The sequence below is a fragment of the Methylicorpusculum sp. genome, assembly GCF_030651835.1.
Lineage (GTDB): Bacteria > Pseudomonadota > Gammaproteobacteria > Methylococcales > Methylomonadaceae > Methylicorpusculum.
On the sequence record NZ_JAUSBX010000058.1, the window covers coordinates 18,382 to 42,402 of the forward strand.

Annotated in this window: 20 protein-coding genes; 5 read left to right on the plus strand and 15 right to left on the minus strand. The window is 46.7% G+C overall.

Annotation, left to right across the window (positions count from 1 at the left end; translation table 11 throughout):
- Positions 1-407: 407 nt before the first annotated feature.
- The 4 genes from yjgA to hemB form a co-directional block, all read right to left on the minus strand.
- Complete coding sequence (gene yjgA, locus Q7V32_RS07620) at positions 408-986, minus strand: ribosome biogenesis factor YjgA (RefSeq protein ID WP_304896381.1); 579 nt, start codon at positions 984-986, stop codon at positions 408-410.
- 117 nt (positions 987-1,103) lie between these two features.
- Positions 1,104-1,934 (minus strand): shikimate dehydrogenase, encoded by an 831-nt coding sequence (gene aroE, locus Q7V32_RS07625; RefSeq protein ID WP_304896382.1) that lies wholly within the window; start codon positions 1,932-1,934, stop codon positions 1,104-1,106.
- Complete coding sequence (locus Q7V32_RS07630; protein WP_304896383.1) at positions 1,931-2,464, minus strand: hypothetical protein; 534 nt, start codon at positions 2,462-2,464, stop codon at positions 1,931-1,933. Before Q7V32_RS07630 ends, aroE begins: the two co-directional genes overlap by 4 nt.
- A gap of 132 nt (positions 2,465-2,596) precedes the next feature.
- A complete protein-coding gene (gene hemB, locus Q7V32_RS07635) occupies positions 2,597-3,604 on the minus strand; it encodes a porphobilinogen synthase (protein WP_304896384.1) in 1,008 nt (335 codons plus the stop codon).
- Between the two features lie 205 nt (positions 3,605-3,809).
- Between hemB and Q7V32_RS07640 the strand changes: the two genes are divergently transcribed.
- The 4 genes from Q7V32_RS07640 to Q7V32_RS07655 all read left to right on the plus strand — a co-directional run bounded on the left by Q7V32_RS07640 (position 3,810) and on the right by Q7V32_RS07655 (position 7,907).
- Positions 3,810-4,460, plus strand: coding sequence for a phospholipid-binding protein MlaC (locus Q7V32_RS07640; RefSeq protein ID WP_304896385.1), 651 nt, complete (start codon positions 3,810-3,812; stop codon positions 4,458-4,460).
- Between the two features lie 663 nt (positions 4,461-5,123).
- Positions 5,124-6,101 (plus strand): tRNA 5-methoxyuridine(34)/uridine 5-oxyacetic acid(34) synthase CmoB, encoded by a 978-nt coding sequence (cmoB, locus tag Q7V32_RS07645; protein WP_304896386.1) that lies wholly within the window; start codon positions 5,124-5,126, stop codon positions 6,099-6,101.
- 40 nt (positions 6,102-6,141) lie between these two features.
- A complete protein-coding gene (gene rimO / locus Q7V32_RS07650; RefSeq protein ID WP_304896387.1) occupies positions 6,142-7,452 on the plus strand; it encodes a 30S ribosomal protein S12 methylthiotransferase RimO in 1,311 nt (436 codons plus the stop codon).
- Between the two features lie 251 nt (positions 7,453-7,703).
- A complete protein-coding gene (locus Q7V32_RS07655; protein ID WP_304896388.1) occupies positions 7,704-7,907 on the plus strand; it encodes a hypothetical protein in 204 nt (67 codons plus the stop codon).
- 49 nt (positions 7,908-7,956) lie between these two features.
- On the opposite strand, the gene Q7V32_RS07660 is transcribed toward Q7V32_RS07655, so the two are convergent.
- On the minus strand, positions 7,957-8,367 hold the full coding sequence (locus Q7V32_RS07660) for a DUF6691 family protein (protein ID WP_304896389.1): 411 nt from the start codon (positions 8,365-8,367) through the stop codon (positions 7,957-7,959).
- Positions 8,364-8,807, minus strand: a complete 444-nt coding sequence (locus Q7V32_RS07665; protein ID WP_304896390.1) for a YeeE/YedE family protein — start codon at positions 8,805-8,807, stop codon at positions 8,364-8,366. The genes Q7V32_RS07660 and Q7V32_RS07665 overlap by 4 nt, the downstream gene beginning before the upstream one ends.
- A 433-nt stretch (positions 8,808-9,240) precedes the next feature.
- On the opposite strand from Q7V32_RS07665, the gene Q7V32_RS07670 reads away from it, so the two are divergent.
- Positions 9,241-10,530 carry a hypothetical protein gene (locus Q7V32_RS07670; RefSeq protein ID WP_304896391.1) on the plus strand — a complete coding sequence of 430 codons (1,290 nt, stop codon included), beginning with the start codon at positions 9,241-9,243 and terminating at the stop codon, positions 10,528-10,530.
- A 91-nt stretch (positions 10,531-10,621) separates the two neighbouring features.
- Here the strand turns inward: Q7V32_RS07670 and aqpZ are convergent, their stop codons facing one another.
- The 9 genes from aqpZ to zwf form a co-directional block, all read right to left on the minus strand.
- The gene (gene aqpZ / locus Q7V32_RS07675) at positions 10,622-11,323 is read right to left on the minus strand and encodes an aquaporin Z (protein ID WP_304896392.1); all 702 of its coding nucleotides are present in this window, start codon (positions 11,321-11,323) and stop codon (positions 10,622-10,624) included.
- A gap of 482 nt (positions 11,324-11,805) precedes the next feature.
- Positions 11,806-12,381 (minus strand): phosphoribosylglycinamide formyltransferase, encoded by a 576-nt coding sequence (locus Q7V32_RS07680; RefSeq protein WP_304896393.1) that lies wholly within the window; start codon positions 12,379-12,381, stop codon positions 11,806-11,808.
- 12 nt (positions 12,382-12,393) lie between these two features.
- Entirely contained in the window at positions 12,394-13,836 is a 1,443-nt protein-coding gene (lpdA, locus tag Q7V32_RS07685; RefSeq protein WP_304896394.1) for a dihydrolipoyl dehydrogenase, read from the minus strand.
- Positions 13,837-13,929: 93 nt separating this feature from the next.
- Entirely contained in the window at positions 13,930-15,240 is a 1,311-nt protein-coding gene (gene aceF, locus Q7V32_RS07690; protein ID WP_304896395.1) for a dihydrolipoyllysine-residue acetyltransferase, read from the minus strand.
- A gap of 14 nt (positions 15,241-15,254) precedes the next feature.
- Entirely contained in the window at positions 15,255-17,933 is a 2,679-nt protein-coding gene (gene aceE, locus Q7V32_RS07695; protein WP_304896396.1) for a pyruvate dehydrogenase (acetyl-transferring), homodimeric type, read from the minus strand.
- Positions 17,934-18,108: 175 nt separating this feature from the next.
- Positions 18,109-19,407 (minus strand): citrate synthase, encoded by a 1,299-nt coding sequence (gene gltA, locus Q7V32_RS07700; RefSeq protein ID WP_304896397.1) that lies wholly within the window; start codon positions 19,405-19,407, stop codon positions 18,109-18,111.
- A 136-nt stretch (positions 19,408-19,543) separates the two neighbouring features.
- On the minus strand, positions 19,544-20,191 hold the full coding sequence (locus Q7V32_RS07705; RefSeq protein ID WP_304896398.1) for a bifunctional 4-hydroxy-2-oxoglutarate aldolase/2-dehydro-3-deoxy-phosphogluconate aldolase: 648 nt from the start codon (positions 20,189-20,191) through the stop codon (positions 19,544-19,546).
- Positions 20,192-20,392: 201 nt separating this feature from the next.
- Complete coding sequence (gene edd, locus Q7V32_RS07710; protein ID WP_304896399.1) at positions 20,393-22,213, minus strand: phosphogluconate dehydratase; 1,821 nt, start codon at positions 22,211-22,213, stop codon at positions 20,393-20,395.
- A 197-nt stretch (positions 22,214-22,410) separates the two neighbouring features.
- Entirely contained in the window at positions 22,411-23,877 is a 1,467-nt protein-coding gene (zwf, locus tag Q7V32_RS07715) for a glucose-6-phosphate dehydrogenase (RefSeq protein WP_304896400.1), read from the minus strand.
- Positions 23,878-24,021 lie beyond the last annotated feature (144 nt).

A 24,021-nucleotide genomic window follows, 5' to 3' on the forward strand; every position in this document is an offset into this window, starting at 1 on the left:
ACAGGCCATCAGAGAGGTGCGGTTTATGAGCTTAATTGCGTAATATGCTCAATAAAATTAGTTTCATTAACGAAAGTCACATCGTGCATGTTGGTTAAACCATTCGTTTGCTCTTCGTTAAGCCCTAAAACCAGTACCAAAAAATGGGTTTTGTCGATATTCAGCTACTCAATAAAATTGGAGGGGGTGAGCAGATACAAAAAAAATTGCTTTTTTGAGTCATTGCTTCCCTTCGGATGTTTTTTACATCTGCTCGGTCTGTATTATCTTGACGGATAAAGTAAATCCGTTTGATCCGGGTTCAGATGATGAGTGGACTCAGGTTAGACATGATTAAACGAAAGCTTATTGGTGCGGCCAGTCATCCCATTTAACTGGCGTATTCCTGGTGAATTCAAGGCGTCTATTTAGTCAATGGGTTGATCGTCGTTGTCTGTTGCTGAATCGGTTTCAAATAATTCTTTCAAATAATGGTAGAGCTGTCTGGATGATTTGGGCGGTTTTGCCAATTCGGCTTCTTTTTGGGCGCTTCTGACCAAATGTCTTAAGTGCTGATGATCGGCTTGCGCATAATCATCCAGTAATTCAGTTAAGGCGTCATTGCCTTCGGCTATTAAACGATCGCGCCATTTTTCGACTTTGTGATGCTCTCTAACAGCATGAGCGCTTTGAGTTTTCATTCTTGCCAGTTTTTCAAGTATGGCTTCAGAGTCGACATTGCGAAGTAAACTGCTGATAAATTTAAGCTGGCGTTTACGCGCACCTTTGGGCGGCATGCCCGCTGCCAGAACGACTGCGGCTTTTAATTCATCGGTCAAATCCAGTTGATTCAGTTGGGCATTGGATAGTTCGGCCAGTTCTTCGCCTAATTCAAATAGGGCGGCAATTTCGCGTTTGATTTGCGTTTTGTTGGGACGTATCGCGTACTCAATGTACTCGTCATCGTCTTCTTCTTCCAGGTAGTCTTCTTCATAATCGTTAATCATGGTCAGTGCTTGTTGTATTGTTGTGAGGCCGTTTATTGAAAAGCCGGGTTAAGCCGGGATTCTGTTTTTTAAGTATCAAGGTTTTGACGGGGCAAATCAATTCGCTCCTGACGGTTTTCAAGTCATAGCATGAGCGTTTCTAAGCCGAGTGATGACCGGTTGTGTGTCTGGTTTGACACCACGCCAGATAAAAAAAGCTTCAGCTGCCTGCTCCACCAGCATGCCCAGACCATCCAGACTTTTGCCGGCATTATTGATCTTTCCCCACTGAACAAAGGGTGTCGGTTCGTTAGCGTAGGCCAAATCGTAGCAGTTGCCATTGTCAGCCAACAGGCCGGCGGGAAGGGGGGGTAAATCATTAGACAAACTGGCCGCGGTCGCATTAATGATCAAATCAAACTGCCGGCCGCTCAATTGATCAAAACTGCCGCCTTTAATGGCAATGAGTCCGGAAAACTCCTCGGCCAAGGTGACAGCTTTGGATGCGGTTCGATTAGCGATAAACAGGCTTTGTGGATGATGATCCATCAACGGCCTGATGATGCCGCGGCAAGCCCCCCCCGCGCCTAAAATCAGAATCCGGGCATTATCGAGCAGGATGCCATGGTTAATGGTGAGATCGCGAACCAGGCCGATACCGTCGGTGTTATCACCGAATATCATGCCGTCTTCCTGAAGCGCGAGGGTGTTGACCGCTTTGGCGGCTTGCGCTCTGGGCGAAAGAATATCGGCCTTGAGACATGCCAGTTCTTTGAGAGGAATCGTGCAATTAAGCCCTTTGCCGCCGTGATTGAAAAAGTCTTTGACGGCCGTTTCAAACTGGTCAGCCGGTACGTCTTGCGCCTCATATGACATTGTTTGTAAGGTTTGTTCCGCAAAAGCCTGGTGGATCAGAGGCGATTTACTGTGTTTGATGGGATGACCAAAAACGGCATAACGGTTTTTCATTCGGCAGCCTTTTTTCGTGACCGGATTTCCCACAACACGGTGCCGCCAATGATAGTGAATGCGACTAAAATTTCCTGCCAGATTGAATGGGGCGTATAAGAGGCTAATACGGCGGATATGACCAGATAAAAGCCGACCAGACTGAATCGCCAGCCGATTCTAATGCCGTCCAATATGGTAGAAAGCGACAGAATTAACGAGATAACGATGCCGGCACTGGCGGGGTCTATGCGTCCTGATTTTTGCACCATGAAAGCGGCGCCGACGATCAACATCGAGACGCCCCAGTGTAGCGATTGTTCGCGTAAAATGGATTTGAGGTCTTCAACTTCATGTTTGCTTTGTAACCATGCGATAAACATGGCCGAAAATGCAAATACGATCATCATAAACAGCCAGTAAAAATAACCATCACTGGGGTCGTAATCCGTTAGTCCCACACCGGCTAAAGAGAGAATGATCAGCAATACCAACAGGATTTCCTCTATTTGGTTGCGGCGTCTTTCGGAAATAAATGCGTCTTCGGACATAAGCGTTTCCTAGTGGGTTAAGTAGTTGAAAGTCAATTTAGCGTTTAGTAACTTCGGTTAATGTTGGAATTAAAAAGTGCCGGTGCGAATTGATTCGCACACTCAAAACGTAATGCGCTTGTTTCGGGGTAATCAGCCATCTTTCAACCAGCGCGCCGCTGTTTTGGCAAAATAAGTCAGAATCCCGTCGCAGCCTGCCCGCTTAAAAGCCAGAAGCGATTCCAATACCACGGCTTTTTCATCCAGCCAGCCATTTTGTGAAGCAGCTTTGAGCATTGCGTATTCACCGCTGACTTGATAAGCGAAAGTGGGGGCACCAAATTGATCCTTGGCTCTACGGATAATATCCAGATAAGGCATGCCGGGTTTGATCATGATCATATCCGCGCCTTCTTCCAGATCCAGCTGGATTTCGCGCAGCGCTTCATCTGAATTGGCCGGGTCCATTTGGTAGCTGTTTTTGTTGCTTTTGCCAAGGTTGGCGGCCGAGCCAACCGCGTCCCGGAAGGGACCGTAAAAACTGGACGCATATTTTGCCGAATAAGCCAGGATGCGCGTATTGATATGGCCATTTTGCTCTAATACATCCCGGATAGCTCCGATTCTCCCGTCCATCATGTCGGAAGGAGCCACGATATCAGCACCGGCTTGGGCGTGCGAAAGTGCTTGCCGGGTTAAAACAGCCACCGTTTCGTCGTTGACGACATAGCCGTTTTCATTGATGAGACCATCCTGGCCGTGAGAGGTAAAAGGATCCAGGGCAACATCGGTAATGATGCCCAATTCAGGGAAAGCGGCTTTCAAGGCTCTGACGCTACGCTGTACCAAGCCTTCCGGATTATAGGCCTCTGCGGCATCTTCCGATTTTTTGTCTAGTGGCGTTACCGGAAACAGTGCAATGGCAGGTATGCCCAGTTCGCTGAGTTCACGCGCTTCTTCAAGCAGTAAATCAAGAGAGAAGCGCTCGATGCCGGGCATGGAAGGAATGGCCTGTTTGAGCTTATGTTCTTCTGTGACGAACATCGGATAGATCAGATCATCGACTGAAAGCTTGTTTTCGCTCATTAATCGACGTGAAAAAGCGTCAAAACGCATTCTTCTCATGCGTGTAGAAGGAAATTTGATGGTATTATGCGTCATCTTGGCGGTTGGGTCTGTGAGTTCGGCAATGGGCTAAATTTTAAGTCCGCATTGTAACAGGGAATGTTTACACTTTTGAAATCATGCTCGGGTTGACTGCAAGAGTTTTTGAAAAGAGTTTCGCTCAATCAGATCAAGCTTTTGTAAGCAGGGCTTGACGTTCGGCTAATTTATATTTTGTTCTTTGTATTTTTTTGAGGATATTATGAAAAATCATCGCTCTGGCATTTATGGCTTGCTCTTATGGGCTTCGTTATTGTTGGTTATGCCATTGACAAAAGCGTTAGCGGCAGATCTTTTGGCGCCGCAGCAAGCGATTGAACAGGCATCGGTGCAGTTGAAACAAAACATGCAGGATCCGGCTTTTACCAAGGACTTTGCAAAAATTAATCAATTTGTTGAGTCAGTGATCTATCCGCATGTCGATTTCAACCGCATTTCTGCCCTGGTCTTAGGCAAAATATGGAAAGATGCACCTCAGGATGAACGCGGCCGGTTCAAAAAAGAATTTCAAACTTTATTGGTTAGAACTTATTCGCGTGCTTTTGTTGAATTTAAAGATTGGTCTGTACGCTTTCTTCCACTGAAACTGGCTGCTGATGATAAAAAAGCGGTTGTCAGAACCGAAATATTACAGCCCGGCCTGCAACCGATCGCTGTCAATTATCGTATGGTATTGAGTAATGGCCAGTGGAAAGTCTATGACATCATGATTGAAGGTGTCAGTTTGGTGACCAACTACCGCACGACATTTCAAAATGATTTCCAGAATAAAGGGTCGCTTGCCGCAATTATTGATGGTTTGGCCGCCAGGAACAAGGAAGCGCTCGCCGGTAACCCATCCGGTCAATCGTAAATCATTATAGATCAGCGTAATTAACGTCAATCGGGAAGTGCTGATTATTGTGCTTCTTTGGATTTGAAATAACTCCTGTAGCCAGCCTTTTTTACATGCAGCAATTCTCAATTTGAAGAGACAAAAGTGCTGGGGAAGCTTGTTGAGGATGTTCGCAGCAGGGCAGATTTTTATTCCGGACATAATCTGCATTTCCACCGTCCTTGGCGGTCAGATGCTGCTGTCAAGCCCCCATGGAAGGTTTTACGGCGTTCCTCAAAAGGCTTTTCTCCGCCCAAAATGACGCCGAAAAGATCAAACTGAGAAAATTGAGAGGGCTGGTATTTTTTAGCCATCTGTACTGACTGGTCTCTAAATAGATTCAAATTGTTGATTTTTTATAAGCGATCTCCGGGATTTGTTGACGTCCTTTTCTTATTTACTTCGCGGATTTAACTAACAAGTGCAATTCATTTTGAGTGATTAGGCAGGGGCCAACTGTTATAGTGTCACCCCTTTATAATTTGACCAACGAAGGATATGCACCCTATCTTTAAAAAAGTTCAGGGTAGCATCCGGAATTTAACAGAAACGAACGGCATTGATACCTGAAACGTTGGGTCAACATCAGCAGTGCCAAGATCTGGTTCAATTTTTTAATTTTGTGTCAATGATTGCGCTGAAATGATCGACTATCAACCTTTATATGACGTGTTGCGCGAGGCAGGGGCTCAGGTTTGGGCGGATGCCTTACCGGACCAGCTTAAAAAATCGTTAGATCCCGAACGGCATGGCAATTCAAAAAAATGGCATGATTTGATTAATTCGTTATCAGGGCTAAAACCTTCGTTGATTGAATTGGATGCCGATGTGGTGAAGATTGGTGTTTCAACCGATCTGAATGCCTTATCCCCTGAGCTGTTTATTGATGGTCTAAAACAGTTTCATCCCTGGCGAAAAGGTCCCTATGAGTTGTTTGGGGTGCCGATCGATACCGAATGGCGTTCGGATTGGAAGTGGGATCGTTTAAAAGATCACATCAAACCGCTTAAGTACAGGCTGGTCCTGGATGTCGGTTGCGGTAGCGGTTATCACTGCTGGCGGATGCTGGGGGCTGGTGCAAAAATGGTGGTGGGTATTGATCCGTTGTTGCTCAATATCATGCAGTTTCAACTGCTTAGGCAGCTGTATGGCGAAGCGCCAATTTATGGATTGCCTGTTGGTATTGAAGATGTACCGTATGGCATGAAAGCTTTTGATACGGTTTTTTCCATGGGGGTTTTGTATCACCGGCGTTCGCCTATTGACCATTTGCTTGAGTTGAAGGAATGCTTGCGCCCGGGTGGCGAACTGGTTTTGGAAACCCTGGTAATTGATGGTGGATTAGGTCAGGTTTTAGTCCCGGAAGATCGTTACGCCAGAATGAGGAATGTCTGGTTTTTGCCCAGTTGCGAAACCCTACTGGGGTGGATGAAACGCTGTGGTTTTATTAATTGCCGGGTTATCGATGTCAGTGTTACCTCGATTGAGGAGCAACGTTCCACCGAGTGGATGCAGTTCCATTCGTTAAAGGATTTTCTTGATCCGGATGATGTTAATCTGACCAGCGAGGGCTATCCTGCCCCAAAACGGGCGATTGTTCTGGCGGATTGTCCTAATTAAGGTTCTTAGCGTTTTTTTAAAGTAATTGATGAGAGTATAAATGAGTGCGCCACATATCGGTTTTATCAGTCTGGGTTGTCCTAAAGCCTTGGTTGACAGTGAAAGAATACTGACCAAACTCCGGTCGGAAGGTTACGAAGTATCGCCTTCTTACAAAGAAGCTGATTTGGTGGTGGTTAACACCTGCGGGTTTATTGATTCGGCTGTTGAAGAATCACTGGACAGTATTGGCGAGGCATTGGCTGAAAATGGTCGCGTTATTGTGACCGGTTGTCTGGGGGCGAGAGCCGATGAGATCAGGGCCCGTCATCCGCAAGTATTGAGCATTACCGGCGCTCATGCGCTGGAAGAAGTGGTTGCTGCAGTGCATGAACATTTGCCGCCGACACATGACCCGTTTATTAGTCTGGTGCCGCCGCAAGGTATCAAATTGACGCCACGGCATTATGCCTACTTGAAAATTTCCGAAGGCTGCAATCATCGCTGCACATTTTGCATCATTCCGTCCATGCGCGGTGATTTGGTCAGTCGTCCGATCGACGAAGTCATGCTGGAAGCCGAGCGGTTAGCGGATGCCGGCGTTAAAGAATTGCTGGTGGTGTCTCAAGATACCAGTGCTTATGGTTTGGATCTTAAGTACCAGGAGAGAAACTGGCGGGGCAATGCTTACAGAACCCGTTTCTATGATTTGGCCAACGCGCTGGGCGAATTGGATGTATGGGTGAGGATGCATTATGTCTACCCGTACCCGCATGTTGATGATGTAGTGCCGTTGATGGCTGAAGGAAAAATATTGCCGTACCTGGACGTCCCTTTTCAACATGCCAGTAGCCGGATTCTTAAGTTGATGAGGCGTCCGGCTGCCGCTGAAAATAATCTGGAACGCATTAGAGCCTGGCGTCGTTCATGCCCCGATATTACCTTGCGCAGTACTTTTATAGTAGGCTTTCCCGGTGAAACAGAGCAGGAATTTGAAGACTTGTTGCAGTTTTTGACTGAAGCGCAGATGGACAGAGTCGGTTGCTTTGCTTACTCGCCGGTCAAAGGCGCAGCAGCCAATGACTTGCCCGATTCAATACCTGAAGAAATCAAACAGGAAAGATTAGCCCGTTTTATGGCCCATCAAGCAGAAATCAGCGAGGAAAGATTGCAGCAGAGAGTCGGCCGCGTTGAAACGGTATTGGTTGATGAGGTTGTCGCAGAAGGGGCTATCGCCAGAACTAAAGCCGATGCACCTGAAATCGATGGTCAGGTATTTATTGATGGCGCAACACACCTTAATGTCGGTGACTGGGTCGATGTTGAATTTGAGGAAGCGGATGAGCATGATTTATGGGCGCATTTAATTTAAATGCGGCTTTTATCGTTATTATTTTTTGATGCTGATCAGGCTTTATTGACACGGTAAAAACTCTTCAATTAGGTTGAATGTCGTAAATATGACCTGCGTCACACTAATTATATGATTTAGTTCATGTTATTGATATTCTGGTACGCGAGTACAATGGCTTTTTAGCGCTGGTTTTCATAGAATTCAGTCCGCACCGAAAAAGGAATTCATTTAATAAGACGGAAATAGGCGGGATTTTTTGAGGCAATTCTATGCAAAAACAGATGAGAAAAAACGTGATTTTTAGTTGTTTGGTTCTACTGATGCTGCTTGGCGCAAATTCCTCTATGGCCAGTAACGAATTTGGCAATGAGGGCACTGTTCAGTCAGTATCCCAGTGGCCAATGGCTATGTGGTATGGTTTGAGTGTCGTGCTGGCGCTCATTGGCTATGTGTCCGCCAAGTCCAGACATTAATTTAGTCGAGGCGCTGAGTACTCGCTCAGCGCCTTCCTTTGAAATTCGGTTACACCTTCATTTTTCCATAAGCCCAAAAGCCTGCATAAATAGAGCAGACCATAATTAGCGCTTCGATGTTGCCTAGTCCCAAGCCTGCAACTGAAGGTCCAGGACAGTAACCTGTAATTCCCCAGCCTATGCCGAATATAGCAGAACCCAAAATAAGAGGTTTATCCAGGGCTGTTTTACTGGCAATCACAAACCGCTGAGTTAACAGAGGCGACGGTTTTTTTAAAATTTTCCTGAAACTGATCATTGTTACCGTTAATGCACCCAGCATGACGAATATAAGGCTAGGATCCCAGTTTCCGGTAACATCTAGAAAACTAAGCACTTTGGCTGGATCAGTCATTTGGCTTAGCGTCAAACCAGCTCCAAAAATAATCCCGCAAAGAAGGGCGACAGTATTATTTTTCATACTGAAAGTCCTATAAGGTGACGCAAAAGATAAACGGTCATCATGCCGCTAACAATGAAGGTGAGCGTTGCCGCAATCGAACGTTTTGATAGACGCGCGATACCGCAAACAGCATGGCCGCTTGTGCAGCCATTGGCCATGCGTGTGCCGAAACCGACCAGAAAACCCCCTATTGCCAGTAGACCATAAGGGAAGCCTTCTCTTATTTTTATCGAATCAGGAATAACTGCTTTTACAAGCAAGGCGCCCAGAACAAGGCCCAGCAAAAAAACGAGGCGCCAGAATATTTCGCCTTTGCCGGGGCTTATCAGGCCGCTCATGATGCCGCTGATGCCGGCAATGCGGCCATTAAATAAAAGCAAAAGCGTGGCTGCGAGACCGATTAGAAGTCCGCCCGAAAATGAGGAGAGTGGGGTAAAGTTTTCCAAAAGCGTCACCATATATATTAATAGTTACTAATATTCTACTATAAATCAGCTGGCCTGTTGAATAAAATATGTGCTTTTTAGATAGAAATGAAACTTAGATTCGGCAAAAAACAGGCTTTGTGCTTTGTTACTGGACAGCATTATTCTATGACGAGTAGTAAAGGTGGCATAATAGATTGAATTAATTATGATTAAGCCAGCTATGTATGTAGGCAGCAGGGATGCTGCTGTCAAGTCCCCATGGAAGGGTTTTACGGCGTTCCTCAAAAGGCTTTTCCAGCCCAAAATGATGCCGAAAAGATCAAGCTGAGAATTGCTGCTATTGACATGGAGAGTTGTTTTAAAAACGTTAACCGATTGAATAAAAAGACGACTTCGCGCAGACTTTTGGTCAGGATATCCGTCACTGATATCAATGTGCATAAACAAAACAGAAATAAAGATTATGAATAGACATTACATAAAAGTCAGAGCTCATTTATTTTTCCTCGGCATGGCTGGGCTAATTTCGATATCGGGTTGTGCGAGTTTTGGTAAAGGTATTGCTGAGGCTGTGCTCGAGAAGTCGAATGAACAAGATACACGGGTTTGTCAGGTTAAAGGTAAAGCATTTGACGGAATCGAACCAGGATTGTCCAATAGTGCCAGTAAAACGAAAGTGTTAATGGTTCATGGTGTTGGGGATCGTTTGCCGGGCTATGCCACCGAGTTTTTTGAGAAACTCGGTGGTGAACTGAAAGTTACAGCAAAGCAAAGCGCCTATCGGGATATCAAGCTATCATCGCCATTAGCTCCTGAAAAAGATATGGGTAATTTGCGAATAACTCGCTTGCAAAATGAGGATGGCAGTAAAGAGTTACTCTTTTACGAACTGACTTGGTCGGAAATTACTCGCAGAGAAAAAGCCTTGCTCGATTTTGATAATTCCGGTGAATATTCTTTCCGTCGTGCAGAAGTCAATGACATGATGAAGAAGTTTTCCAATGATACCGGTCCTGATCCTATTATCTATTTAGGCGAAAGCAGAAAATTTATCCTGATGGCCTTCTCGCAGGCTTTCTGCTGGATGGGCCTGGGCGGATGGGAGGATTTACCTAAATCCGGAAAACATACCTGCACATCTGATAAGAGTTATGAAAAAAGTATGAATGATAATTTTGTCTTCATATCACACAGTTTAGGTAGTCGGATTACCATTGATGGCTTGCAGCGATTGGTGTCTATGCTGGATGAGCCGGAAGTCCACTCCAATGGTGTCTACAAAATCAAGGCGATTGATAGGGTAAAGAGCTTTTTACACGACCGTCATATTCAAATCTTTATGTTGTCGAACCAGTTACCCATGTTGCAACTGGGTAGGGAATTACCAAAAGTGACGGGTCAGCACGCTTCTTACTGTGAAGCGACAGGTGAAAAATACGATTTGAAAGCAGTCAAAGAAACCTCCATTATTGCCTTCAGTGACCCAAACGATTTACTGAGTTATGCCATACCTTACGGATTTGTAGATACATATCTTGATTCCCGGCTGTGCGTTAATGTAACTAACGTAAATATCAATGTCGCCAAAGTGATTGATGCCTTTGGATTTGGAAAAGTTGCCAATCCCCTTGAAGCACATGTGGGTTATACCAAGGATGACAGGGTTGTTGCATTAATTGCCAAGGGTATCGGCAATCACCATACATCACCCATCGTTAAGGACGGATGTCAGTGGACTGAGATTGCGGATTAGCGATAATTACAAAAGAAGCAGGATTAAGTCTCCACAGAGATGCAGTACTGGTAAGATCGCTGCATTCTGTGGAGAGAATTTTATTCTGTTTTTACGCTTGATCCGTATTGCCTAACCAGCGATAAACGATGCCGGCAAGCAAAGCGCCTATGATAGGCGCAACCCAGAATAGCCATAATTGAGAGATAGCCCAGTCACCTGCAAAAATCGCTACGGCGGTACTTCTTGCCGGATTGACTGAAGTATTGGTGACAGGAATGCTGATCAAGTGAATCAATGTAAGTCCCAAGCCTATCGCTATGGGGGCAAAGCCCTGGGGCGCTCTGCTGTCTGTACTGCCTAAGATGATCACCAAAAACATGAAGGTCATGACGATTTCAGTAACTAATGCTGCGACAAGACTGTATCCGCCGGGTGAATGCTCACCGTAACCGTTCGATGCAAACCCGCCGCTTAGATCAAATCCAGCTTTACCTGTAGCGATCAGGTAGAGAATCGCTGCTCCTGTAATGCCGCCTAAAACCTGAGCGGCGATATAAGGTCCCAATTCTTTGGCGCCGAACCGCCCCCCCATCCAAAGTCCAATCGAAACGGCCGGATTAAGGTGACAGCCTGAAATATGACCAATTCCGTAAGCCATCGTCAATACGGTCAAGCCGAAAGCGAATGAAACGCCCATAAGACCGATGCCCACTTCAGGAAAAGCGGCGGCAAGTACTGCGCTACCACAACCGCCTAATACCAACCAGAATGTGCCGATAAACTCAGCGCCTAATTTTTTTGAAAGTGCCATTTTTTGTTCCCCTAAAATGTTAGTAATTATTTTTATTATGATTTACTAAGCAAATACATTTGATTTTCTTTTTTGCCTCCCCCTTCACACTTTTTAATAAAACTGATTGCAATTTATCAGAGTTTAAAATCTGCATCTAGTCATTTGTAAGCTTGATTTCATTTTGATCTGGATTATTGCGCCTCAGCATAGGTGACAGATAGATGGGCACTAAACAAAAGGCAAAAAAATAAAAATGCTTGGGCTTGGAGTCGATGCAAAATATTGCGCCTGCGACTAACGTTAATTGCGGGCAAAATGGCAGCAATTGCCAATTTGATGATAAAAAAAGGGGAAGCTTTGCGGGGATTCGGTAGCAAGGGTGGGTGCTGCCGTTAAGTCCCCATGGATGGGTCAACGGCGCACCCAGTAAGGTTTACGCCCTGGGAATGGCTGGATTCAATGGCATCAAAGTTGATGGAACGCGATAGCAGATGGAGTGGTCAGCGGACTGCAATAGCTTTCAATACTTTGATGTAGAGTCCGGCTTCGATGGCTCGAACGCGTTGACCCAGAGTTTCAACCGTATCATCAGGGTAAACGGGGACTTCTTCTTGTAATAAAACGGGGCCTTCATCATAGGCGCCGTTTACCCAGTGAACAGACGCGCCCGAAACCCGGTCGCCGGACTGTAATACCGAAGCGTGTACATAGTCCCCGTATTTACCTTGCCCGCCGTGTTTGGGCAGCAGGGATGGGTGTATGTTTAGGATTTTGTCAGCAAAAGTCGATAAGGTAAGCGGGCCTATTTTTTTCATGTAACCGGATAACACGACCAGATCAGTCCGGGACTCAACTAAACAGTCCCTGATTGCCTGATCTTCATGATCAGGATGGGTTTTGGCGCTGATATGATGGACTGTAATCTGATTATCGATACACCATTGGTAAATTGCGGCATCTTTATTGTTAGTAATAAGGATGCCGACTTCATAGCCGACTAATTTGCCTTCACTGATCGCGGTAATAATTTGCCTGGCCGAACTGCCCCCATGAGAAGCGAGAAAGCTTAATTTCATGTCAGAGGCCGATCAACGTTTCTTACCGAGGTAAAGGTCAGTAATGGTGCCTGTGACGACTTCGGTTGCAAATGCGAAGGTCTCAGATAGCGTAGGATGAGGGTGAATGGATAAAGCGATATCTTCAGCGTCTGCGCCCATTTCCAAAGCCAGAACGGCTTCGGCGATCAGATCACCTGCATGCGGACCCACGATACCTGCGCCGATGATACGTCCGGTTCCTTTTTCGCAAAGTACTTTGGTCATTCCTTCGCTGCGGCCCATACTCAACGATCGTCCGCTGGCAGCCCATGGGAATACGCCTTTATCATATTCTATACCTTGTTCCTTGGCTTGATTTTCAGAAAGGCCCATCCAGGCAACTTCAGGATCAGTATAGGCCACAGACGGGATGGTCAGCGCATCAAATGCAGCTTTGTGTCCGGCAATAACTTCGGCTGCGATTTTGCCTTCATAGACTGCTTTATGCGCTAGCATGGGGTTGCCGACGATATCGCCGATCGCGAAAATATGGGGAATATTGGTCCGTTGCTGTTTATCGACCGGAATAAAGCCTTGTTCGCTGACTTCTATACCCGCGGTTTCAGCGCCGATTTTATTGCCGTTGGGCCTTCTACCTACTGCCACCAGCACCGCATTGAAAACTTCTGTCTCGGGCGCTTTGCTGCCCTCGAAAGAGACTTTCAGGCCTTCTTCTTGAGCTTCAATTGCTGTGACGCGTGTTTCCAACCAAATATTGTCATATTGTTTTTTTATACGATTTTGTAACGGGCGGATCAAATCTTTATCACAGCCTGGAATGATTTGGTCCATCAATTCAACTATGCTGATTTTTGAGCCCAGGGCATGGTAAACCGTTGCCATTTCAAGACCGATAATACCGCCGCCAACGATTAATAATTTTTCGGGAATAGTCTGCAGATTCAACGCATCGGTTGAATCCCAAAGGCGAGGGTCATCATTAGGAAATACAGGTATTTTTGTAGGTAGAGAGCCGGCTGCGATAATGGCGTTATCAAAGCGTATTACGCGCGTTCCTTCAGCCGATTCCACCTGGACTTCATTGGCGGAGATAAACTGGCCTGAACCTTGAATTAGCGTAATCTTGCGTTGTTTGACCAAGCTGTCCAATCCGGTATTCAGGCCCTTGGTGACGCTCTCTTTCCAGCTTCTGATTTTGTCCAGATCCAGTTGCGGTTGGCCAAAATCCAGGCCGTGATGGGCAAACTCCTGGGCTTCATGAATTATCTGTGCCATATGCAGTAAAGCCTTGGAAGGAATACAGCCGACATTCAGGCAGACACCGCCCAGAACCGGATACCGTTCAACGAGCACAACTTGTTTGCCCAGATCAGCGGCTCTGAAGGCAGCCGTATATCCACCAGGGCCTCCGCCCAACACAAGCACTTCTGTTTGTAAGTTGGATTCATTAGGGGTTACTGCTTTATCGGTCATGAGGTGTTCCTATTTTTGGTTCAATGCGAATGCAATCAGGCCGCCGCAGGTAAAACAAGGGGTTGCGTTATTAAAAATTATTCAGAAGATCACTCAGAGCATGAAACGCCTGATGTCACTCAAGAGTTTACTCAGTGTGACCATAAACCGGGCGGCTTCAGCACCATCGATGACGCGGTGGTCATAGCTCAGATCCAGCGGCAGTATCAGTCGCGGCACAAACTGCTTGCCGTCCCATACCGGCTGCATTTTCGCACGTGTGATTCCGAGAATGGCCACTTCAGGCGCATTGACTATGGGCGTGAACGCGGTGCCGCCGATACCGCCGAGGCTGGAAATAGTCATGCAGCCGCCTTGCATCTCTGCAGGTTTTAGTTTACCGGCGCGTGCTTTTTCACTGAGTTCGGCCAGTTCGGACGACAATTCAAAAATGGATTTCTTGTCCACATCACGTAAAACAGGAACCACAAGGCCGTTTGGCGTGTCGACGGCAATTCCGATATGACAGTATTTTTTGAAAATCAGGCTACCGGCATCGGGAGATAATGACGCGTTAAACTGCGGAAATTGCTTCATGACCGTGGCGAGTGCTTTGGTGATGAAAATCAGCCCCGTTAACTTGTTTTCCTTGTTTTCGTTATTGATAGATTTGCGAAAATCTTCCAGATCGGTGATATCCGCTTCATCATGGTGGGTCACCATCGGCAGATTCAGCCAGACCCGAGTCAGATTTTGTCCTGTGAGGCGTTTGATCTTACTCAAAGGCAATGTTTCAATTTCGCCGAACTGAGTAAAATCGACCGCCGGAATCGACGGTATGCCTGCGCCTACGCCGCCTTGCGGGGCTGTATTCAAGGTTTGTTTTACATAGGACTTGATATCCTCTTTGAGGATACGGCCTTTTCGTCCTGTGCCTTTGGAAATTTTATACAGATCAATGCCCAGCTCCCTTGCAAATAAACGCACAGCGGGCGTGGCATGGGGTTTCGCCTCGCCGCCGCTGGTGTCGACCGAAACCGGCTGAAGACTGGCAATCGGAGGTGGCGGTGCGGGTTTTGCCGGTTCAGCTTCGACTTCTGGGCTCGGAGCTGCCGCCACAGATGCGGCCGGGGCTTCGGCTTTTGGAGCTGAGGCCGGAATTTCGGCTTCCGGTTTCAGGCTCTCAGCGGGGGAGAATAAAGCAATAATGTGGCCTTGTGATATTTTATCGCCCACTTTGACTTTGACTTCTACAATGGTTCCTGCCTGAGTAGAGGGCAAATCCATCGTCGCTTTATCGCTTTCCATTACAGCCAGTGTCTGTTCCGGGGCAATACTGTCGCCCGGCTTAATCAGTACTTCAACAACTTCGACTTCAGTCGCGCCGCCTAAATCGGGTACTTTAATTTCAATTAAATCACTCATTTGCCGGTTCCTTGTTATAAGCGCCAGGGTGCAGGGCTGTCTGGGTTGATGCCGTACTGGGTTATAGCGTTTTTAACTGTGGTCAATTCAATTTCTCCGGCGTCAGCCAGGCTCTTTAATGCGGTCACCACAATATGATACCGATTAACTTCGAAGAAACGGCGCAACGCTTCTCGACTGTCGGATCTTCCAAAGCCATCCGTACCCAGGACTGTGTAAGGCGCCGAAATATAAGGACGAATTTGATCGGCAAACAGACGAATATAATCAGTTGCTGCAACAATAGGGCCTTTAGCGTTTTCCAGGCACTGTTTGACGTGGGGTTTGCGAGGCGTTTCAGTCGGATGCAGGCGATTCCAGCGATCACATGATTGGCCATCTCTTGCCAATTCAGTAAAACTTGGACAACTCCATAAATCCGCTTCAACTTTCCAGTCCGCCTTAAGCAATTCCGCCGCCGCAACCACTTCTCTGAATATGGTTCCAGAACCCAGTAATTGAACGCGGGGCGCTTTCGTCTTGCCGCCTGCTTTGAACAAATACATACCTTTAAGAATATCCTGTTCAATACCTTGCGGCATCGCTGGATGTTCGTAGTTTTCGTTCATCACCGTCAGGTAATAAAAGATATCTTCCTGTTCGGCGTACATTCTCCGCATGCCGTCCTGAATAATCACGATGACTTCGTAGGCGTAGGTGGGATCGTAGGAAACGCAGTTCGGAACGGTGCTGGCAAAAATATGACTGTGCCCGTCTTCATGCTGTAAACCTTCTCCGTTTAACGTTGTTCTCCCCGCGGTGCCGCCCAGCAAGAAACCGCGTGTGCGCTGATCGGCAGCAGCCCAGATCAAATCGCCAATTCGTTGGAATCCGAACATCGAATAAAAAATGAAAAACGGAATCAATGGAACATTATGTGTCGAATAAGACGTACCGGCGGCAATCCAGTCACAGATGCCGCCCGCTTCATTGATGCCTTCCTGTAAAACCTGTCCGTGTTTGGATTCTTTGTAAAACATCAACTGATCGGCATCTTGTGGAGTATAGAGCTGACCGACTTGAGACCAGATGCCCAGTTGTCTGAACATGCCTTCCATACCAAAGGTACGCGATTCGTCCGGGACGATAGGGACAATGCGGTTGCCGATGTTTTTGTCTTTGACCAGAATGTTTAGCATGCGCACAAAGGCCATGGTTGTGGAGATTTCTCGTCCTTCGCCGGTGCTTTCGAGCAAGGATTTGAAGGTATCCAGACCTGGAATTTCAAGTGATGTGGACTTTGCTCTTCTGTTCGGTAGAAAGCCTCCAAGTTCCTCGCGGCGCTTACGCATATACACCATTTCTTTGGAGTCCTCGGCAAACTTCAGGTATGGCAGCTTTTCAAGATCTTCTTCATCAATGGGGAGTTCGTAACGTTCTCTGAAGCGTTTTAACGAATCGCCGCTCATTTTCTTTTGCTGATGCGAAGTGTTTTGCGCTTCACCCGATTCACCCATCGAATAGCCTTTGATGGTCTTGGCCAGTATGACGGTAGGTTGCCCTTTATGGTTTACAGCGGCATTAAATGCGGCATATATTTTCATCGGATCATGTCCGCCACGATTAAGCTGCCAAATATCCATATCGGACAGGTCTGCGACCATCGCTTTCAGTTCAGGTGTATTAAAAAAATATTCGCGGACGTATGCCCCGTCTTTAGCTTTAAAAGTTTGGTAGTCACCGTCAACGCATTCCATCATGCGTTTGACCAGCAAGCCATCTTTGTCTCTTGCGAAGAGCGAATCCCAATAGCGGCCCCAAATGACTTTGATGACATTCCAGCCAGCGCCTCTAAACGTGCTTTCAAGTTCCTGAATGATTTTGCCGTTGCCTCGGACCGGTCCGTCCAGTCGTTGCAGATTGCAATTGACGACAAAAATGAGATTATCCAGTTTTTCCCGTCCCGCCATGCCGATAGCACCCAGCGATTCAGGTTCGTCAGTTTCTCCGTCTCCCAGGAAACTCCAGACCTTGCGCCCTTCGGTTTGGGCAAAGCCGCGGTCTTGCAGGTAGCGCATAAAACGAGCCTGATAAATCGACATAATGGGTCCAAGACCCATTGATACAGTTGGAAATTGCCAGAATTCGGGCATTAACCAGGGGTGTGGATAGGAAGATAAGCCATTGCCATCGACTTCCTGACGGAAACGATCCAATTGTTCTTCGTTCAGACGGCCCAGCAGGTAAGCGCGGGCGTAATCACCCGGTGCGGAATGCCCCTGGATATAAACCAGATCACCGTCATTAGTCTCTGATGCACCCCGCCAAAAATGGTTGTGACCAATATCATAAAGGGTTGCCGCTGATGCGAAACTGGCGATATGGCCACCTACATTACTGTATTTATTGGCTCTCAATACCATCATCATGGCATTCCAGCGTATATAAGACCGGATCCTCCGCTCGATCGTTATGTCTCCGGGAAACTTTATTTGCTGGTCCAGGGAAATAGTATTGATGTAGGCGGTGTTCGCGCTGAAAGGAATTTGTGACCCGGATTGGCGGGCTTTTGCCACTAATTTCTCAATGAGATATTGGGCTCTATCCTTGCCTTCATGTTCCAGAACCGCTTCAAGTGCATCAATCCATTCCTGAGTTTCTACTGGATCAATATCTTCCTGTTCACTAACCGCAGGGATGGTGTTATTTGTCATTTATTTTTAGCTCCATCGTCAGACGCGAGATCTGATTTTGTGTCAGAGTTTTATACTCCGCGCGGAGTATAGTTGTAAATTTTACGTGGTTAAATCACGGCCGATTCTTTTTTGATGTAATTAAAAATAACATCAAAGAACCGGCAATGGTTTTAAAGCGCGATAGTATAAACCATTAACGCCCGCTAATGGCTATCACATCGCGTTTGGCGGGTCCTTTATACAGTTGTCTTGGTCGGCCGATTTTTTGTTCTTTATCGGAAATCATTTCATCCCAGTGGGCAATCCAGCCTACGGATCTGGCCATTGCAAAGATGGCCGTGAACATGACTGTAGGTATGCCCAGCGCGCGCATCACGATGCCGGAATAGAAATCGACATTCGGATAAAGTTTCTTTTCGATGAAATAATCATCTTCCAGAGCAATGCGCTCCAGTTCAAGAGCGAGTTCAAACAGCGGGTCATCATGCAAACCCAATTCGGTAAGTACTTCATGACAGGTATTACGCATCAGTTTGGCTCGCGGGTCATGGTTTTTATAAACACGGTGACCAAAGCCCATTAGCCGGAAAGGATCATTTTTATCCTTGGCGCGTTTTATGAATTCGCCAATTTTTGACACATGACCAATTTCCTCCAGCATTCTCAATACGGCTTCGTTCGCCCCGCCGTGAGCTGCTCCCCACAAACAGGCAATTCCGGACGTGATGCAGGCGTAGGGATTGGCACCGCTGGAGCCCGCCAGACGGACTGTCGAGGTCGATGCATTTTGCTCATGATCAGCATGAAGAATCATGATTCTGTCCATCGCTCTCACCAGAACAGGATTTTGAACATAATCTTCACAAGGTGTGGCATGCATCATGTGCATGAAATTTTCAACGTAGCCCAAACGATTTTGTGGATACATGAAAGGCATGCCGGTGCTGTAACGATGACTCATGGCAACGATGGTCGGCATTTTCGCAATCAAGCGAATGGCCGACAAGTTGCGGTCAATCGGGCATCTGATATCCAGTTCATGATGGTAGAAAGCCGACAATGCACCCACGACGGCCACAATCGTTGCCATAGGGTGAGCATCACGTCTAAAACCTTTGTAGAAGTTGGTCAATTGGTCATGAACCATGGTGTGATACGTAACTTCTTTGACGAAGCCCTGCATTTCTTTACCGGTAGGTAACTCGCTTTTAAGCAACAGGTAACACACTTCCAGAAAGTCACACTTTTCTGCAAGCTGTTCTATTGGGTAGCCCCGGTACAGCAGAATGCCCTGGTCACCATCAATATAGGTGATGGTGGAGCTGCAACTTGCGGTTGAAGTAAAGCCGGGGTCGTAAGTGAACATGCCGGTTTTTTGACTGAGCGTTCGTATATCGATCACATCGGGCCCAATGGTCCCCGATAAAACAGGCAGTTCACAAGATGTTTTTGTGGTTTCGTTCTGTAAAATTACATGGTTATCATCAGTCATGGCATAGCCCTTCTGGTTAAGTATTCGTATGTCATCCGGACTCTGTTCGACTGACAGTGTCCGGATGAGTTATTACTAATTACATGTTGGTAATTGAATAATTCCGTTTGATTCAAAGATGTTCAATTTTCCGGAATTATTTCACGGCATTTGCTATGGCTGTTTTAGCCAGTTCAGTTATTTTTTGCCAGTTTTTGGTCGAGACGGCCTCGTCGGGCGCAAGCCAGGAACCCCCTACGCAGGCCACATTGGGTAGTTTTAAATACTCGTTGTAGTTATCTGCCGATATGCCGCCGGTAGGGCAAAAAGTCGCAGCAGGAATAGGGCCGGCGATGCCTTTTAACATATTGACGCCACCCGCTGCAGAAGCCGGGAAAAATTTAAAATGATCCAGGCCATACTCCATACCCATCATTAATTCGGATAACGTTGAGATGCCGGGTATCAGCGCAATCCTGCTTTTGCAGGCGGCTTCCAATAGTTTGGGCGTAAGCCCTGGACTGATTGCAAAAACGGCGCCGGCCTCTTCTGCAGCGGCTAATTGTATGGGCGTCAGAATAGTGCCGGCTCCGACTATGGCGTCTTTGACATGCGTGCTGATGGCTTTGATGGCCTCAAGTGCAACTGGTGTGCGCAGCGTAATTTCAAGCACTCTTATGCCTCCGGCAACCAGGGCTTGGGCCAGAGGAACGGCATCTTCCAGTTGTTTTATGACCATCACGGGCATTACCGGTCCGGCGTTAAGAATATCTTTAGGATTAATTTTCCAGTCTAATTGATTCATTCGGTTCCGTTTTTTCAGAAAGTTAAATTATTCAGTTCGCTGTGTTTACAAGGTAACGCAGCATTATTCACTTTTGTCTCATAAAGCCTGCAACGAAGGATTGACTCTTTCTCTATTTAAAAATATGAGAGAAGAGTAAATGTTCATGTTGACGGTCATTTAGCCATGGCTTTTGCTTGATGAGTTTTTTAGTTTCCTGAGTTAATCATTGAAAAATAAATTGCTCGCGCCATTTTCTGCCGATGTGGCATTTAGACGGAAACCGGCAAATAACTCGCGGCCCATGCCATGATGATGATCTTTGGCGGAGTTTATGGCCGGTTTACGCGCGTTGAATTCGGTCTTGTCGATCAGTACGTTGATTTCGCCCGTTTGCGTGTTCAAGTGGATGATATCTCCGTTCCTTACTTTCGCAAGCGGCCCACCATCGGCACATTCCGGGCACATATGAATCGCTGAAGGTACCTTGCCGGATGCACCTGACATTCTGCCGTCGGTGACCAGGGCAACCTTAAATCCTTTGTCCTGCAGTGAGCCCAAAGGCGGGGTCAGCTTATGCAATTCAGGCATGCCGTTTGATTTAGGTCCTTGAAACCTAATGACCGCGATAAAGTCTTTTTCCAGTTCACCGCGTTTGAAAGCTGCCATCAGATCATCCTGATCATCGAATACCATGGCTGGCGCCTCAACAATTTGATGCTCTTTGGCGACTGCGGAAATCTTTGAAATACCTCGGCCCAAATTGCCGTGCATGACATGCAGGCCGCCGCCTTCGGCAAAAGGACTGGCAACAGAGCTGATCACCTCAGGGTCTAAAGAAGCTTTAGGGGAGGGTTCCCAGGAGAGTTTGCCTTCAATCATTTTGGGCTCTTGGGTATAGTTACTCAAGCCGGGCTTATCAGCAATGGTGATGATATCTTCATGGAGCAAGCCGTTAGCCAGTAATTCGCCAATCAAGACGCCCATGCCACCTGCTGCCTGGAAGTGGTTAACATCGGCCGGACCATTCGGATAGATTTTAGCGAGCAGCGGCACAGCCCGTGAAAGCTGATCAAAATCATCCCAGTTTAAAATAATGCCTGCGGCGCGAGCAATAGCTACCAAATGCATGGTGTGGTTGGTTGAGCCGCCCGTTGCCAGGAGACCGATAACAGCGTTGAGTATCGCTTTTTCGTTGATCAAATGCCCTATTGGTCTGAAGTCATTACCTTGAGCGGTAAATTTCAGTACCTGCCTGGCAGCTGCTTTGGTGAGTTCATCTCTTATCGGTGTGTAAGGGTTGACGAATGAGCTGCCAGGTAAATGCAAGCCCATGATTTCGACCATCATTTGATTGCTGTTGGCCGTGCCGTAAAAAGTACAGGTGCCGGGGCCATGGTAAGACTTGGATTCCGATTCCAGCAATTCCTGGCGGCTGATTTTTCCTTCTGCAAATTTTTGCCTTGCTCGGGCTTTTTCCTTGTTGGTTATGCCGCTGGTCATGGGGCCTGCGGGCACAAAAACAGCAGGTAGATGACCAAATGTAAGAGCGCCGATCAACAGGCCCGGGACAATTTTGTCGCAAACGCCCAAATACAGCGCAGCATCGAACATGTTGTGGCTCAGGCCAATTGCGGTTGCCATCGCGATCACATCGCGGCTGAACAAGGATAGCTCCATGCCGGGTTGGCCTTGGGTCACACCGTCGCACATTGCGGGTACGCCTGCTGCAAACTGAGCTATACCGCCTGCTTCACTGATGGCTGCTTTGATCAGTGCCGGGGCGTCTTTGTAGGGTTCATGCGCAGACAGCATATCGTTGTAAGAGGAAATAATGGCGACATTGGCTTTTTTAGTCGCGGCCAAATCGATTTTTTCACTGGGGGAACAGGCAGCAAAGCCATGAGCTAAGTTTCCGCAACCGAGTGCGCCACGTGCCGGGCCGTCCGATACAGCAGAATCAATTCGGGCCAGATAGATTGAGCGGGTTTCGCGGCTGCGTTTTATCACATCCTGAGTAACTTTTTCTAATACCGAGTGCATAGCTTACTTCCTTCGATTGGCCGCTTTTGCGGCTTTATAAACAAGCGTTGTTAAAACGTACGATTTAATTTTATCTTACAGGATTTTATTTAATTAGTTCTTTCTCACCGTATATAACTTTATGGGACTCATGGCTTATTTATGTTCCTGTCCGTTGAGAATCCTGTTTCACAAAGAGCGGTATTTAGTGACCTTTCTCAGCCTTCCCAGGCTCTCCCGTCTTGTGCCAGAAGAGAGTCCGAGGCAATGGGTCCCCAGGTTCCTGCAGGATAGGATATGGGTGATTCAAGCAGATGGGTCCATGCATTCTGTATCGAGTCAATCCAGGTCCAGGCCTGTTCAATCTCTTCCCGGCTGAGAAACAGCGTCGGGTTTCCGCGCATGGCCTCCAGCACCAATTTCTCATAGCCGCCAAAAATACGGCTATTTTTAAAGGTTTCCGAAAAACTGAGATCGAGCTTGGTTTTTTGCAGTTTGATGTTTTCGTCAATTCCCGGAATTTTGTTTAAAACCTGGATTTCAACACCCTCATTCGGTTGCAAATGAATAATAAGTTTGTTGGGAGGCAGTTCGCGGTAACTGTCTCTAAAGATATTATGCGGCAGGCGTTTGAAGTTGATGACAATTTCTGTTCTTTTGCCGTTCATTCGTTTACCCGTCCGCAAGTAAAAAGGGACTCCGGCCCAGCGCCAGTTGTCGATATCAACCCTCAGTGCCACAAAGCTCTCGGTGATACTTTTTGTGTTGGCGCCTTCTTCCTCAAGATAACCGGGAACCGGTTTGCCTTTCATGTAACCCGCTGTGTACTGGCCGCGTACCGTTTTCTCTTTGACATTTTTGGCGGTAATCGGTCGCAGTGCTTTAAGCACTTTAATTTTTTCGCTATGGATACTTTGTGCTTCGAGAGTGGCAGGTGGTTCCATGGCCACAAAAGTTAATATTTGCAGTAAATGATTTTGCAGCATATCCCGGAGTTGTCCGGTGTGATCAAAATATTCCCAGCGGCCTTCAATGCCCACTTCCTCGGCCACGGTAATCTGCACATGGTCGATGGTGTTGTGATCCCAGTTGGTTGTAAAAATTGAATTGGCAAAACGAAGTGCAAGCAGATTAAGCACTGTTTCTTTGCCCAGATAGTGATCGATTCTAAATACCTGGTCTTCGTTGAATGCTTTGGCCACTTCATCGTTGATCTCGCGGGAAGACTTAAGGTCATGACCAATGGGTTTCTCCATCACCATTCTGGACGTTCTGCTCAAAACACCGGATTGATCAAGCCCTTGGCAGATGCTTTTGAAAAGCACAGGAGACACGGCAAAATAGTTGACCATGACGCGCTTTGAGTGATCAACGAAAGCCAGAAGTTTGGAGTATTGCTCCATTTGAGTCAGATCAATCTGCAAATATGACAACCGTGATGAAAATCTTTTCCAGACGGCCTCATCCAGATCCGTGTTTAAAAACTCCTGCAAGCTTTTATGTGCGATCTCAATAAATTCGGATGATTCCAGTTCCATTCTATCGATACCGATGATACAGGTATCAGGTTCAATAAAATTAGATAGCTCAAGACGGTAAAGGCAAGTCAATAATTTACGTCTGGATAAGTCGCCTAGTGCACCGTATATGACCAAGTCGCAAGGATTATAAGTTTTTGATGACATTGTTTTGATACTGGAGAAAATTTTTGAGTTTTTAACGTACTAACAAGTTAAAAGTAGGAAACGTTTTAAAGCCATCGACATCAGGTATGCCACACTTTAGCTGCTTCATTATTAGAATTTTACGAAAGTAAGGATTATTTGTTT

What these genes read in the sequence shown, in the direction of transcription:
- yjgA (WP_304896381.1), bottom strand. Translation starts at nt 986, where the DNA reads ATGATTAACGATTATGAAGAAGACTACCTGGAAGAAGAAGACGATGAC.
- aroE (WP_304896382.1), bottom strand. Translation starts at nt 1,934, where the DNA reads ATGAAAAACCGTTATGCCGTTTTTGGTCATCCCATCAAACACAGTAAA.
- Q7V32_RS07630 (WP_304896383.1), bottom strand. Translation starts at nt 2,464, where the DNA reads ATGTCCGAAGACGCATTTATTTCCGAAAGACGCCGCAACCAAATAGAG.
- hemB (WP_304896384.1), bottom strand. Translation starts at nt 3,604, where the DNA reads ATGACGCATAATACCATCAAATTTCCTTCTACACGCATGAGAAGAATG.
- Q7V32_RS07640 (WP_304896385.1), top strand. Translation starts at nt 3,810, where the DNA reads ATGAAAAATCATCGCTCTGGCATTTATGGCTTGCTCTTATGGGCTTCG.
- cmoB (WP_304896386.1), top strand. Translation starts at nt 5,124, where the DNA reads ATGATCGACTATCAACCTTTATATGACGTGTTGCGCGAGGCAGGGGCT.
- rimO (WP_304896387.1), top strand. Translation starts at nt 6,142, where the DNA reads ATGAGTGCGCCACATATCGGTTTTATCAGTCTGGGTTGTCCTAAAGCC.
- Q7V32_RS07655 (WP_304896388.1), top strand. Translation starts at nt 7,704, where the DNA reads ATGCAAAAACAGATGAGAAAAAACGTGATTTTTAGTTGTTTGGTTCTA.
- Q7V32_RS07660 (WP_304896389.1), bottom strand. Translation starts at nt 8,367, where the DNA reads ATGAAAAATAATACTGTCGCCCTTCTTTGCGGGATTATTTTTGGAGCT.
- Q7V32_RS07665 (WP_304896390.1), bottom strand. Translation starts at nt 8,807, where the DNA reads ATGGTGACGCTTTTGGAAAACTTTACCCCACTCTCCTCATTTTCGGGC.
- Q7V32_RS07670 (WP_304896391.1), top strand. Translation starts at nt 9,241, where the DNA reads ATGAATAGACATTACATAAAAGTCAGAGCTCATTTATTTTTCCTCGGC.
- aqpZ (WP_304896392.1), bottom strand. Translation starts at nt 11,323, where the DNA reads ATGGCACTTTCAAAAAAATTAGGCGCTGAGTTTATCGGCACATTCTGG.
- Q7V32_RS07680 (WP_304896393.1), bottom strand. Translation starts at nt 12,381, where the DNA reads ATGAAATTAAGCTTTCTCGCTTCTCATGGGGGCAGTTCGGCCAGGCAA.
- lpdA (WP_304896394.1), bottom strand. Translation starts at nt 13,836, where the DNA reads ATGACCGATAAAGCAGTAACCCCTAATGAATCCAACTTACAAACAGAA.
- aceF (WP_304896395.1), bottom strand. Translation starts at nt 15,240, where the DNA reads ATGAGTGATTTAATTGAAATTAAAGTACCCGATTTAGGCGGCGCGACT.
- aceE (WP_304896396.1), bottom strand. Translation starts at nt 17,933, where the DNA reads ATGACAAATAACACCATCCCTGCGGTTAGTGAACAGGAAGATATTGAT.
- gltA (WP_304896397.1), bottom strand. Translation starts at nt 19,407, where the DNA reads ATGACTGATGATAACCATGTAATTTTACAGAACGAAACCACAAAAACA.
- Q7V32_RS07705 (WP_304896398.1), bottom strand. Translation starts at nt 20,191, where the DNA reads ATGAATCAATTAGACTGGAAAATTAATCCTAAAGATATTCTTAACGCC.
- edd (WP_304896399.1), bottom strand. Translation starts at nt 22,213, where the DNA reads ATGCACTCGGTATTAGAAAAAGTTACTCAGGATGTGATAAAACGCAGC.
- zwf (WP_304896400.1), bottom strand. Translation starts at nt 23,877, where the DNA reads ATGTCATCAAAAACTTATAATCCTTGCGACTTGGTCATATACGGTGCA.